Origin of the sequence: Paraburkholderia sp. RHO2, assembly GCF_050955445.1 — a bacterium.
GTDB lineage: Bacteria > Actinomycetota > Actinomycetes > Mycobacteriales > Mycobacteriaceae > Prescottella > Prescottella agglutinans_A.
Genome location: NZ_CP162617.1, coordinates 92,388 through 104,880 on the forward strand (window position 1 = coordinate 92,388; position 12,493 = coordinate 104,880).

A 12,493-nucleotide genomic window follows, 5' to 3' on the forward strand; every position below is an offset into this window, starting at 1 on the left:
TGGATCCCCGGCGGGTTCGGCCGGGATTGCGGGCTTCCTCTGGTGGAATCGCGGTAGCGTCGCCGCAAGGGGCGCCATACGAGGAAGGCGCAAACATGAGCGTGGAATCGCCTGACACCGAACCCCACGTGGGTCGCCGCGAGTGGATCGGCCTGGGCGTCCTCGCCGCCGGCCTGTCCCTGATCGTCGTCGACGGCACCATCGTCAACGTCTCGCTGCCGGTGATCATCGACGAGTTGGGTCTCGATCTCACCGACGCCCAGTGGATCAACAGCATCTACGCCGTCGTATTCGCGGCGCTCCTGCTCACCGCCGGCCGACTCGGCGACCGGCTGGGCCGCCGGATGCTGTTCATCCTCGGTGTGGTCGTGTTCATCGGCGGCAGCCTCATGGCGGCCGCGTCGGAGAGTTCGACCGCGCTCATCGTGGCCCGCGTCGTGCAGGGCGTCGGCGGCGCCTTCGTGCTCCCGTGCACACTGTCGACCGTCAATGCGACCTTCCGTGGCCGCGACCGGGCCATCGCGTTCGGCGTCTGGGGTGCGGTGATCTCCGGCATGGCCGCCGTCGGGCCGCTGCTCGGTGGCTGGCTGACGACGTCGTTCACGTGGCCGTGGATCTTCCTGGTCAACCTCCCGATCGGCATCCTCGTCATCATCGGCGCCTTCCTCACCGTCCCCGAGACGCGGGCGACGATCACGGTGCCCGGACTGGACGTGGTGGGCCTGCTGCTCAGCGCAATCGGCTTCGGCGCGTTGATCTTCGCGCTCATCGAGGGGCAGACCCTCGGGTGGTGGAAGCCGATCGCCGACCTGACGGTGTTCGGCATGACCTGGCCGGAGACCGCCCCGATCTCGGCGACCCCGGTCGCCGCGGCCGTCGGTGTGGTCGCACTGGTCGGTTTCGTAGTGTGGGAGCGGCATCGGGCGCGGATCGGGTATTCGGCCATCCTCGACCTGGATCTGTTCCGGTTCCGCACCTTCAGCTGGGGCAACTGCACCGCGATGGCCGTCGCGATCGGTGAGTTCGGTCTGCTGCTGGTGCTGCCGTTGTTCCTCGTCAACGCGTACGGCCTGAGCACCCTCGGCGCCGGGACGGTGCTCGCGGTGATGGCGCTCGGCGCGTTCGCGTCCGGTGCCGCGGCGCGCCATGTGACCGCCCGCTTCGGCGCGCCGCGCACTGTGATGCTCGGCCTGGCGCTCGAGGTGATCGGCGTGCTCGCGTTCGCGCTGTACCTGCGGCCGTCGTCGGAGACCTGGCTGATGGCGCTGCTGCTGGCGATCTACGGCCTGGGCCTGGGTCTGGCGTCGGCGCAGCTCACCGGCACCGTCCTGGTCGACATCCCGACGTCGGAGTCCGGCCAGGGGTCGGCGACGCAGAGCACCGTCCGCCAGCTCGGATCCGCGCTCGGCACCGCCATCCTGGGCACCGTGCTGTCGCTCGGGCTCGCGCACAGCCTCACCGACCGGCTCGAACCGGTCGCGCTGCCGCCGCAGGTGGAGACGCAACTCGTCGACGGCACCCGCGACTCCGCCGGCGGCACCATCCCGGCGATCCGCGACCAGGGCGAGCACGGCAAGCTCGGCCCGGCCGGACCCGAGACCGCCGACGCACTGTCGGAAGGCTTCGCCGACGCCACCCGCTGGTCGCTGTTCGTCGCCGCCGGATTCCTGCTCGTCGGTCTCGTCTCCGCGACACAGCTGCAGCCACGCCGGCGGGAGGAGGTGGCCGCGACTGCGGCGTAGGGCCCCGTCGGAGGCGCAGAGCGGGTTGCCGCGAGCGGGCCGTCAGTCGCCGCTGGGCGGGAGCACCTGCCAGAGCACGACGACGGCGATCACCGCGAGGATGCACAACACCCCCAGCGTCGCCGCCATCCCGATCGAACCCGCAAGGCTCACCGCGACCGCCACCACGACGAGCGCCGTCGCGGTGACGCCGAGCACCAGCAGGTGCCGGACCGGTTTGCCTCCAGGTCCTCCCGGCATCGCGGACGTCGGCGCCCTTCTCGATGGCTACCGCTACCTGCGCATACCTCCTCGGGTCCGGGCGATACCCATGCCCATGATTCCGGCTCCGAGTACGCAGACCACGGCGCCGACGACCACGTTCGACCAGATCATTCCCGCGCTGGTGGTCACGCCCGAGACCAGCCACGGGGAGACGATCAGCCAAACTCCCAGCAGCGGAGCGACGAACGTGATGCCGTGGGTGCGGCCGAGCGTCGTCGCGTGACCGACGGCCAGCAGTGCGACCGCGAAACCGGCGAACAAATTGCACATCGTCAGTGACATCTGCCCGCTGAACCCGACGATCCACGGTGAGGCCGCCGCGTACAGACCGGCCAGGACCATCAGCCCCTCGGCGACCTGCGGAACGGTGGTGTTCCCGAATTCGTCGTAGCGGGCGCGTAGTCCGGCGATGTCAGGGTGGGTTTCCATCGACATGGACGGTGTTGTCGACATGACGGATCATCTCCTCGACGTTGTGTCCCGATATCGAGACTAGTCCGCATGTACGCGTCCAGGCGATGGACGGAACGTGTCGACCGGAACAACGGGAAGACACACGGGGGCGCCTTGGACGTACGAGTGCCCTCCTGGGAGTCGAAACCCGCGCGAGTCGGGTATCCTGCGGCGGCATCGACCGTCGCGAGTGCGAGGACTCATGAGCTCCGGTCCCAGTCTTCGTCCCACCGGTGCCGCACTCGGTGCCATCCGGCGCCGTGGCGCGCTCGTCACCCCGAACAAGTAGATGGCTGTCCGCACACCATCGACGTGACGTGACACGCAACCGTCCTATTGGCGTGCAGTCGCTTTCGCGCGGCGAAACGCTCCGGACACGGTCGAGTCGACCCGGTTCGTTCTCGACCTTCCCATGACGATCGGCTTCGAGACAGATTGTCGGACATCGATTCCCATTGGGCTAGCTGGGAGGCGATCGGACGTGCGCCAACCGGAACGTAGCCGAACTCTTCACGGTCGTACGAGGACGGGTTCTGAGTATGTATGTCCTACCGAGGGATTCGAACCGCTCGGGTGGGGGTGACGATATTGATGCACTGCCACGAGGGTGACGGTGCGGGCGGCACGTTGCGGTGAACTTGTCGTACGGCACAGAGAAGTTGGCTCAGGAACCGGGGGGGTCGGCGTCGTCACTGTCGCCGACCGCGGTCTCACCTTCTTCGATGAAGTGTTTGAACTTCGTCATGTTGGTTCGGACGAGGTGGTTGAGGTAGCCGAGTTTGTCGGCAACGTTTTCGACGAACCCTTTCGGGTCGATGTCGATGTGAGCAGTCACGCGGGTATGTGTGTCGTCGAGTGGGTGGAACGTGATCACCCCGTCGTTTTCGGGGGCTCCGTCCGAACGCCAGGCCACTCGTTCGTAGGGATGTAGTTCGGTGATCAGGGCGTCGAATTCGCGGGTCAGGCCGGCCAGGTGGACCACGAAGTGCAGGTGGTCGTCGTCGAGGCGACGAACTTCGCGGACTCCGCCCAGGAACTGCGGAAAGGTCTCGAACTGGGCCCATTGGTCGTAGGCCACCCGGACCGGGACTCTGACGTCTACTGCCTCGGTGATGCTGCTCATGGCGGCGAGGTACCCAGGCTTCACCATCTCGAAACAGGTGTGGGTTCGAACAGTAAGTGCGATGCGCTCGGTCGTCGCCGCTCGCCTCGTCCGGTCCCGAGGCAGGTCAAATTCCGGACGCGAACCGGCGGTGCCGGGCGGCGTCGGCGCGTTCGGTACTGATCGCGTCCACCAGGCGGGTGAGACGTCCGAACGTCGGGCCCATCCGCCGCGGGCGGTGGACGACGGCGTCGCAGATGACCCTGCCGGCCTGTTCGGGTGTGAGTGCCGCGGCCTTCAGGTACTGCTCGTTGGGTGTGATCATCGCGGTCCGTACCAACGGCATGTACACCGACGTGAATGTGATGTTCTCGTCGAGGGTCTCGGCTTGGAACGACGTGCAGACCTCGTCCAGCGCGGCCTTGGAGGCGACGTAGGCGGAGTACCCGGGACCGCCGAACAGGTTCGCTGCCGACAGCACGTTGACCACCTGACCGAAGCGTCGCTCGCGCATGCCCGGAAGCACTCCGAGCATCAGCCGCACCGCCGCGTGGTAGTTGAGCTGCATGGTGCGTTCGAAGTCGTGCGCGCGCTCGTACGACTGGGCGAGGGACCGGCGGATGGACCGGCCGGCGTTGTTGACGAGGATGTCGACGCCGCCGTGCTCGTCGAGGATCCGGCGCACCATCGCGTCGGACGCGTCCGCGTCGTTCAGGTCGCACGGATACGCGAATGCCTTGCCGCCGCGGGCCGTCACGGCGTCGACCACCTCCAGCAGCTCCGGTTCGCGGCGGGCGACCAGCAGCACGGTGGCGCCGGCGGCGGCGAGTTCGATTGCGGCGGAGCGGCCGATGCCCGACGACGCCCCGGTGATCAGGACACGCGTTCCCGTCACCGCCTCGGCCAGCGTGCGGCGCTGCCGCCGCGGGAACGGGCCCCGCGTGTCGAGTGCGTGCTTGGCCTGGAACCACCACCCCGTCGAAGTCATGGTGACGGATCCTATGCGACAGGGAGTCGCTGATCGGGCGAGTTGACGGCGCTGACGCGCGGCGACGGAGCGGCGCGACCGGGGGCTGCCGACGACAAGAAACAACGGCGTCGAACAAACGCTCTCCCACCGGCAAACAAACATTTTGCTGCTTCTCGGGCCCGAACCCTGGACACCTGATCAACCGTCGAGTATCAATAATCGACCCCGTATCGAATCGGACCGTTCGGTTCGGAGCTCGGGGGCTGTCCGCTCGACCCGTACGTCCCCGAAGAGGATTCATGCGCAAAATCACGCTTGCCGCTGCCGGTGTCGTCGCAGCCGCCGGGCTGCTGGTTCCCGCGACCGCCGCGAACGCCGACACCTCAGCCAACACCGAGGTCACCTTCGTCATCGCCGGTGCAGGCGGCAGCCTGTCCCTGATCACCGGCGGCCCGGTCGGCACCATCGTTCCCGGCCCGGGCGGCGCCAGTGGCACGCTCACCACGGTCACGGTGAACGACTCCCGCAATGGATCCGGGCGCGGCTGGACCGCCACCGCGTCGTCGACCGACTTCGTCGGCCCCAACATGACGATCCCGAAGAGCGCGGTCACCTACACCGCGACGGCCGTCGCCGGCGGACTCATGGGCGGAAGTCTGGACGCTACCGGCGCGCAGGCCCTGGACGCCCCCAAGGCCGTGGTCAATCGCACCGGCCTGAACTGGCCGACCGAAATCATCACCTGGACCCCGTCGCTCAAGGTCGACTACCAGGGCGGTGCCGCGATCGGTACCTACAAGGGCACCGTGACCGTCTCGGTCGCCTAAGGCATTCGGCAGTCTCCGGCCGGGGCGCACACCGAGCGCCCCGGCCGGCCCGCTAGAAAGTGATCCATGCGTCCCCTCCCCGCGCTGCGTAGCCTCCTCGCTCTTCTCGCTGCCGTTCTGATGGCGGTCGGGACTCCCGCGTCCGCATCAGCACAGTCCGATCAACCGGCGGGCGGTGCGCTCGACGGTTCGATCGGTATCCGACTGGTCGACGCGCCGGTGGAGCTCAAGGACGATCCGCGGGCGCTTCGGTACATCATCGACAACCTGCCGCCGGGAACCACCATCACGCGACATGTGATGGTGTCCAACAACACCGGCGCCCCGGCGAAGATCGATGTCTACGCCGGAGCCGCGCGCATCGCCGACGGCTCGTTCGTGCTGGAGGAACCGGGCGAGACGAACGCCCTCACCTCCTGGACCACCGTCGATCAGCCGACGCTCGAGCTCGACAACGGTCAGCAGGCCGAGGTGGCGGTGACGATCGCGGTCCCCAAGGATGCACCGGAGGTCGAGCAGTATGCGGTGATCTGGGCTTCGCACAAGACGCCCTCCACCGACGGCAGCGGCATCACCAACGAGTCCCGCGTCGGCGTTCGCGTCTACCTGTCGGTGGGACCGGGCAACGGCCCGCCCGCCGATTTCACCATCTCCAGCCTGACCCCTCGACGCGGCCCGGACGGCACCGCCTCCGTGGTCGCCTCGGTCACCAACACCGGCGGCCGCGCGATCGATCTCTTCGGCACGCTCGGTCTCTCGGGCGGACCCGGAGGACTGTCCGCCGGCCCCATCGACAGCGAGGCCGCGACCATCGCGCCGGGGGAGGACGGCGGGGTCGTCATTGCGGTGCCCGACAGCGCCGCACTGCCCGCCGGCCCTTGGAAGGCCGACGTGAAGCTCGAGAGCGGCATGGTCAAGCACGACATGTCGGAGACGGTCACGTTCCCGGACAAGGGTGACGGCGACTCCGTCGGCGCGTCCCAGTCCACGTCGTGGCCGCTCGTCATCGGGATCGTGGCGGTGCTCGCCGTGATCGCCCTCGCCGCCTTCGTGGTGGTCCGGAAGCGTCGGGCCGCGGGCGCGGAGCTATAGCCATGTGGCACAACCGGATGCCCCGCACCCTCCGCCTGTCCGTCGCCGCAGTGGGCGTGCTGGTCCTCGTCGGTGCCCCGGCGGCGACGGCGGAACCGTCGGACGTGACGACGACCGAAGTGGTCACGGCGACGGACGCGGCGCCGACGACCACAAGCGCGGCGCCGACGACGACCCGCCGATCCGGTTCCCAGCGCGATTCCCCGGACGGGATGCCCACGACGACGTCCACGACGACCCCGGTGTCCACGACCGCTTCCCCGTCGCCGCAGTCGCCCGCACCGCCGACGGCGACCACCACGACGCCGGCACCGGCGGCCCGCGCCGAGGTGTTCGAGACCGCCGTGCAGGGTCGGTCCGGTCTGTCCGTCGGTGCCTGGGGCCCGGTCGGCACCATCGTTCCCGGCGCGACCGGGGCGAGTGGCACCTTGCCCGTCATCTCGGTGTCCGACAACGCCGTCGGCTCCAACAGGTCGTGGGTCGCGACGGCGTCTTCGACCGACTTCGTCGGCCCCAACATGACGATCCCGAAGAGCGCCGTCGTCTACGAGGCGACCGCCATTGCCGGTAAGGGAATCGGTGGTGCCCTGAATTCGAAGGGCGCGCAGAACCTCGGCGGTCCGAGGGCCGTCGTCGAGCGCACGGGGCTGGATCTGCTCGAGACGATCAGTTGGACCCCGGCATTGACCGTCAACTACCCCGGCGGCGCCGCCGTCGGAACGTACCGGGGCACCGTCACGGTCTCGGTCGCCTAGCCTGCGGGTCAGGCGGTGGTCGCGAGTGCCGCCGCGAGCCCGAACGCGATTGCCATCGCGGCCGATTCGCCGACGGCGCGGCGCAGCGACGCGTCGGCGGTCATCCGGTGCCCGGCCGCGGAGGCGACCCACGTGCGGCGCAGCCACCACCCTGCCGCGAGCAGGGCGGCGAGCGCAGCGACCTTGGCGAGCACCACCCGGCCGTACCCGGTGGTGAGGAGCGGTCCGAATCCGCCGAGCCGGACGGCGGCGTTGACGACACCGGTCGCCCCGAGCACCCACACGCAGCGCCAGGCGATCGTCGAGTAGCGCGGCAGCAGCGTCGACCACGCGCCACGGGAGCGGGCGGTGAGCGCGAGCGCGACGAGCATCCCGAACCACGTCGCCGCGGCGAGGACGTGTCCGGCGTCGAGCAGCGATCCGAGCGTCTGCTGCGACATGTGGCCGCTGATCGGGCGGGTGATGAGTGCCAGCCCCGACAGCGCCAGCACGGGGGCCGCGGGCCACGGCAGGCTGCGCCGGAAGGCGACCGCGGCGACGACGGTGACGAGCGCGGTGCACACCACGGTCGCGGCGCCGAGTCGGCCCGCGCTCACCAGGCGCATGAAGTCCACGACGGTGCCCGGCGCCACCGCGAACCGAGAGCGGCCCTCGGCCTCGGCGGCCTCGAGTACCACCAGCACGATCTCGGCGACCGTCCACGCGCCCGCCAGCGCGGCGGTGGTCTGCCACAGCAGACCGGGCTCGAGGGCGGGACGACGCTCGTCGCGCTGCAGCCACTGCCACCCGGCGAGCCCGAACACCGTGGCGCCCAGCCCGACCGCGAGCACCCGGACGACGCTCGTGGGGGAGGGGCCGTCGGGGGTGGCGAGCAGCCACGCGAGCCCGACGCCCGCGAGCGCGGTGAGGACGGCGGACAGCAGCCACGTCCGGCCGGTAACGACCGGGCCCGCCGTCCTCATCGGTTTGTCAGTCCTGGCCGCGCGGCTTGCGCAGCGCGAACCACAGGCCACCGGCGACCACGACGACACCGACGCCGACGAACACCCAGATCAGCGTGTTGCCGCCGTCGGAGGACTCGTCCGAGCTGTCGGAGGACTGGCCGCCCCCGGCCTTGGGGCCCGGCGTGCCGGTGCCTTCCTGCGTCAGCGTGAACACCTGGGTGCCGCTGACCGGGTGGCCGTCGGCGGAGGTGACGCGGAACGCGATCGTGTAGTCGCCGACCGGGCCGAGGCCCTCGAGCGGCACACTGACGCTGTCGCCCTGAACCGTCGGGTTGCCCTTCGACCACAGGTTGCCGTCGGGGCCGACGACGGTGAGCGACGCGAACTTCTCCTGCAGCGCCTCGTTGAACGTCAGGCTCACCCGCGCGGGGGCGGTCGCGATCTGCGCGCCGTTCGCGGGATCGCTGGCGACGACCGCGGAGTGCGCGGACGCGGTGCCGACGCCCAGCATCGTCGCGAGCATCGCGAGGAAGCCGATCGCGATGACGCGGAGGCCGTGGATCTTGTGTCGGTTCGTCAACGTCGGCTCCTCACCATTGCAGTGACACCCAGCGCCGCGCCGAGTGCGCCCAGCGCCACGCCGATGCCACCGAGCCAGCGGGCGGTGGTGTCGGTTTCGTCGACCGCGACGGTCGCGACAGTCGCGTCGACCGTGGCGTCGCTGCCCGCGGCCAGCGTCAACGTCGGCGCCGGCTTGTCGGGCTCGCTGCCGTCCGGGTTGGGCTGCTGATCCCACTGCACGACCTTGCCGTCGCTGTAGGTCTGGGTGGCGGGGAACTCCACCTGGTCCTGCTCGGGCAGCGGACCGGCCGACAGGACGAACTGCTGGAACTGGCCGGGTCCGACGCTCACGCCGGGGTCGGCCGTCCACGTCACCGACGTCGCGGTCGCGGAGGCCGGATCCTTCTGGACCGTCGACGTCCAGCCGGGCATGGGCGCGGTGCGGGCCGACTTGAGGTTCGGCAGCTGCACCGTCACCGCGGTGGTGCCGGCGGTCTCGGACTCGGTGGGGACACGGAACGTGAGGACGGTGTAGCCGCCTTGCTCGGCGCCGGGTGCGGCGACGGAGACGTGCGCGGAGGCCACGCCGGTGGCCAGCAGCAGCGCCCCGCCCGCGGCGCCCGCCGTCAGGAGGGCGCGGGAGAGGATTCGCTTCATCTTTCTCGGGTGTCTTTTCTGTGCGGAGGTACCGGGTTCGCGGGTCAGGCGAACACCGGAGGTCCGCGCCGGGACAGGCCGGCGGCGAGCACCGCGAGATGGGCCGCGCGGCGTCCGGACCGCCGCGGCACGAGCAGGCGCGCCGGTTCGACAGCGAGCGCGGGCGGCTCGAGGACGGCGCGCAGGACGCGGGTGATCGGCCCGTACAGCCGCTCCGCGGTGAGAATCAGGGCCGCGCAGACGACCGTGGCCACGGCGTGCGTTGCCAGCATCGCCGGTGTGGGCACGCCGGAGTGCAGGTGGACGTCGGACGCGACCGTGAGCGTCAGGTGGCCGACGCCCTGCCCGGCGGCGAGCGCCGCGAGCAGCGCCCACCGGCTGCGGCTGAGGGCGGGCACGCCCCCGACCACCGCGCCGACCCCCGCGCAGGCCACGAGCAGCAGCGTCAGCGCCGCGGAGTCGGGGAGTCCGCCCCCGCCGACACCGTGCGCGGCGACGGCCAACGTTGCCGTCGCCGCCCCGACCGCGCCGCCGCGGAGGGCGGCGGTGGGGGCGGGACGGCGGACGGACACGGTGATCGGGACGCCGTCAGCGCACGCCGAGGCGCGCCAGGATGTCGGCCTCGACGCCGTCGAGTTCCGCGGAGATGGCGTGGTGGGCCTGCTTGCGGCGGGCCGGCGGCATCTGCTCGGCGGCGTGGACGGCGGTGCCGAGGTCGCCGAGGCGGGCGCGGATCGCGGTCGCGAACTGCTGGGTCTCGGCGTCGCCCGGGTGCCGGATGACGATCTCGTCGACGGAGTTCTCGGCGCCGGCGATCCGGGCGCTGAGCTTGGCGCCGTGGCCGGTGTACTCGCCGAGCTGGTCGACGGCGATGCCCATGCGCTGTGCGCGCTGGTTGTCGATCTGGCCGCGCAGCGCGGTCGCGCCGCGGTAAGCGATCGGCACCACGACCGGGGCGAGCAGGCGCGCGACGCCGAGGTAGCGGCGCAGCTGGGTGACCGTCAGGCCCTTCTCCGCGGCCTTGACGGCGGCCTTCTCCTGCGCCTTGAGCGCGGCGATCTGGGCCTTGTCGACCTTCTTCTGCGCCTTCGAGTCGGACCGGAGCTTCTTGCGGGCGTTCTTGGCGCCGAGCTTGGCCTCGAGCTTGGCCTTGTGCTTGAGAGCCTTCGCCTCGGCCTTGCGCGTGGCGCGCCGCTTACGTTTCGTGAACAACCCCACTGGAAAGGCCCCTCCATCTGGTGTTTCGGCGCAGGCGCGGACTGCGTCACAGCTTATCTGTGCATCGCTGATGCTCGTCGCTTTCGGCTTTACCCTAGGCGAGCACATAATCTTCCACATCGTGTGTTCCCCGATCGGCCCGCAGGACGGCGCCGGCACCGCCGAGGCGGCGCCGGCAAGACGTGACGCTTCCGGCACTGTGGAGGCGCCCATCCTGCTCGAGCCAGGCGCGCTGACGCGGTGCCGTCATCGGATCCATCTCGACGCGACCTACCCCGACCAGCTCGTCGGGGTGCCCGAGAACACCGGCGTCAAGCAGCGGCAGGAGGCCGCGGCCGCGCAGCGCGAGGCGGTGCGGATCCGCCTCGCCGACGCAAACCCCGACGCCTGGGTGCGGATCGCGCCCGACGGACCCGCCGGCCAGCGGGCCCGCGCGACACTCGAGGCGTGCCGGGCCGGGGCCGACAAGATCTGGGGTGCGGTGCTGCCGTCCGAGCGCGACAGCGGCCGGCGGGGACGCGTCGAGATCCTGCTGCGCGACGCCGACCGTGGCGGCTACATCCCCGTCATCGTCGTCAACCACAAGGTCACCGACCCCGGCAGCGGGGCGACCACGTCGGGGCTGTTCGAGTGGGCACCGGTCGTCGACGAGACCCGCAAGGTCCGCGCACAGCTGCGCGACCAGATGCGGCTGGCGCACGTGTATCGGATGCTCGAGTCGCACGGGCTGGCGAGCCCGTCGCCGGTGGGCGGTGCCATCGGCTACGGCGCCGACTGCGTGCTCGTGCACGACCTGTCGACCGTGCTCGGCGACTACGACGAGCGCTTCGCCGACCGCATCGCCGTCGCCCGCGGCGAGCTGCAGACGGTGCCGTCGCAGATCGGCGAGTGCCGCTCGTGTCCGTGGTGGCCGGGTTGCCGGGCGAAGCTCGAGGAGACCCACGACGTGTCGCTGGTGGCGTCCGGATCCCGCGCGGAGGTGCTCCGTGAGCGGGGCGTGCGCACCATCGAGCAGCTGGCGGCGTGGGAGGGAGAGGCCCCGGAGGAGTGGCCGCACAACTCGTTCCGCGACACCGTCGTCACCGCGAAGGCGTGGCTGGCCGGGGCGCCGCTGGTGCGCCGCAACGAGACGGTGACGGTGACCCGCGCCGACGTCGAGGTGGACGTCGACATGGAGAGCTACCAGGAGCACGGCGCCTACCTGTGGGGCACCCTGCTCAACGTCGCCGGCACGTCGGTGTACCGGCCGTTCGTGAGCTGGGATCCGGTGCCGACGCTCGACGAGGCGCGCTCGTTCGCCGAGTTCTGGACGTGGCTCATGGCCGAGCGGGCCGGTGCCGCTGCCGCCGGGAAAACCTTTGCCGCGTACTGCTATTCGCGAGCCGCCGAGGACAAGTGGCTGCTGGATTCGGCGCGCCGCTTCGCCGGTGTGGAGGGCATCCCCACCGTCGCCGAGATCCGCGAGTTCATCGACAGCCCGCAGTGGGTGGACATCTACCAGGCTGTCGGCGAGAACTTCGTGTGCCCGAACGGCAAGGGGCTCAAGAAGATCGCGCCCGTCGCCGGGTTCCACTGGCGCGACGCCGAGGCCAGCGGCGAGGCGTCGATGAGCTGGTACCGCGAGGCCGTCGGCTACGACGGCGATCCCGATCTCACCCAGCGCCAGCGGCTGCTCGAGTACAACGAGGACGACGTCATCGCCACCAAGGTGCTGCGCGAGTGGATGAGCGAGCGGGCGCTGGAGGAGATTCCGCACGAGTCCGACCTCTGAGTTTCAGATCGGACATTCCGTGCAATTTGTACTAAAAACCGACTGATTGTTACGGTCGAGGTTCGATGATGTCGACTCCTGAGCGGAGGTGAACACGCATGCTTCTCGGTTCTCTCGGACTGACCCTGGCCAGCCTG

Annotated in this window: 14 protein-coding genes; 5 read left to right on the forward strand and 9 right to left on the reverse strand. The window is 70.3% G+C overall.

All coding sequences use genetic code 11. The annotated features are described in order from the left end of the window. Positions 1–95: 95 nt before the first annotated feature. Complete coding sequence (locus ABTV10_RS00395) at positions 96–1,742, forward strand: DHA2 family efflux MFS transporter permease subunit (RefSeq protein ID WP_499031776.1); 1,647 nt, start codon at positions 96–98, stop codon at positions 1,740–1,742. 42 nt (positions 1,743–1,784) lie between these two features. On the opposite strand, the gene ABTV10_RS00400 is transcribed toward ABTV10_RS00395, so the two are convergent. The 4 genes from ABTV10_RS00400 to ABTV10_RS00415 form a co-directional block, all read right to left on the reverse strand. Further along, positions 1,785–1,982, reverse strand: a complete 198-nt coding sequence (locus ABTV10_RS00400) for a hypothetical protein (RefSeq protein ID WP_499031778.1) — start codon at positions 1,980–1,982, stop codon at positions 1,785–1,787. A gap of 33 nt (positions 1,983–2,015) precedes the next feature. Then, complete coding sequence (locus tag ABTV10_RS00405) at positions 2,016–2,459, reverse strand: SPW repeat protein (protein WP_499031780.1); 444 nt, start codon at positions 2,457–2,459, stop codon at positions 2,016–2,018. Between the two features lie 664 nt (positions 2,460–3,123). Beyond that, a complete protein-coding gene (locus tag ABTV10_RS00410; RefSeq protein WP_499031782.1) occupies positions 3,124–3,582 on the reverse strand; it encodes an SRPBCC family protein in 459 nt (152 codons plus the stop codon). 106 nt (positions 3,583–3,688) lie between these two features. Continuing rightward, on the reverse strand, positions 3,689–4,549 hold the full coding sequence (locus ABTV10_RS00415; protein WP_499031784.1) for an SDR family NAD(P)-dependent oxidoreductase: 861 nt from the start codon (positions 4,547–4,549) through the stop codon (positions 3,689–3,691). Positions 4,550–4,830: 281 nt separating this feature from the next. Between ABTV10_RS00415 and ABTV10_RS00420 the strand changes: the two genes are divergently transcribed. From ABTV10_RS00420 to ABTV10_RS00430, 3 genes are all read left to right on the forward strand, one after another. Further along, entirely contained in the window at positions 4,831–5,358 is a 528-nt protein-coding gene (locus tag ABTV10_RS00420; RefSeq protein WP_433608862.1) for a hypothetical protein, read from the forward strand. Between the two features lie 66 nt (positions 5,359–5,424). Next, positions 5,425–6,450, forward strand: a complete 1,026-nt coding sequence (locus tag ABTV10_RS00425; RefSeq protein WP_499031786.1) for a COG1361 family protein — start codon at positions 5,425–5,427, stop codon at positions 6,448–6,450. Positions 6,451–6,452: 2 nt separating this feature from the next. Beyond that, entirely contained in the window at positions 6,453–7,205 is a 753-nt protein-coding gene (locus ABTV10_RS00430) for a hypothetical protein (RefSeq protein WP_499031788.1), read from the forward strand. 8 nt (positions 7,206–7,213) lie between these two features. Here ABTV10_RS00430 and ABTV10_RS00435 read toward each other — a convergent pair whose 3' ends face one another. From ABTV10_RS00435 to ABTV10_RS00455, 5 genes are read right to left on the reverse strand one after another with little or no spacing between them, the layout of a single operon-like run. Further along, on the reverse strand, positions 7,214–8,167 hold the full coding sequence (locus ABTV10_RS00435; RefSeq protein WP_499031790.1) for a CopD family protein: 954 nt from the start codon (positions 8,165–8,167) through the stop codon (positions 7,214–7,216). A gap of 7 nt (positions 8,168–8,174) precedes the next feature. Continuing rightward, positions 8,175–8,729, reverse strand: coding sequence for a copper resistance CopC family protein (locus tag ABTV10_RS00440; RefSeq protein WP_499031792.1), 555 nt, complete (start codon positions 8,727–8,729; stop codon positions 8,175–8,177). Further along, entirely contained in the window at positions 8,726–9,367 is a 642-nt protein-coding gene (locus ABTV10_RS00445) for a YcnI family copper-binding membrane protein (RefSeq protein WP_499031794.1), read from the reverse strand. Before ABTV10_RS00445 ends, ABTV10_RS00440 begins: the two co-directional genes overlap by 4 nt. Positions 9,368–9,411: 44 nt before the next feature. After that, entirely contained in the window at positions 9,412–9,939 is a 528-nt protein-coding gene (locus tag ABTV10_RS00450; RefSeq protein WP_499031796.1) for a hypothetical protein, read from the reverse strand. 16 nt (positions 9,940–9,955) lie between these two features. Beyond that, complete coding sequence (locus ABTV10_RS00455) at positions 9,956–10,585, reverse strand: DUF6474 family protein (protein ID WP_499031798.1); 630 nt, start codon at positions 10,583–10,585, stop codon at positions 9,956–9,958. 121 nt (positions 10,586–10,706) lie between these two features. On the opposite strand from ABTV10_RS00455, the gene ABTV10_RS00460 reads away from it, so the two are divergent. Next, positions 10,707–12,356 (forward strand): TM0106 family RecB-like putative nuclease, encoded by a 1,650-nt coding sequence (locus ABTV10_RS00460; protein ID WP_499031801.1) that lies wholly within the window; start codon positions 10,707–10,709, stop codon positions 12,354–12,356. Positions 12,357–12,493 lie beyond the last annotated feature (137 nt).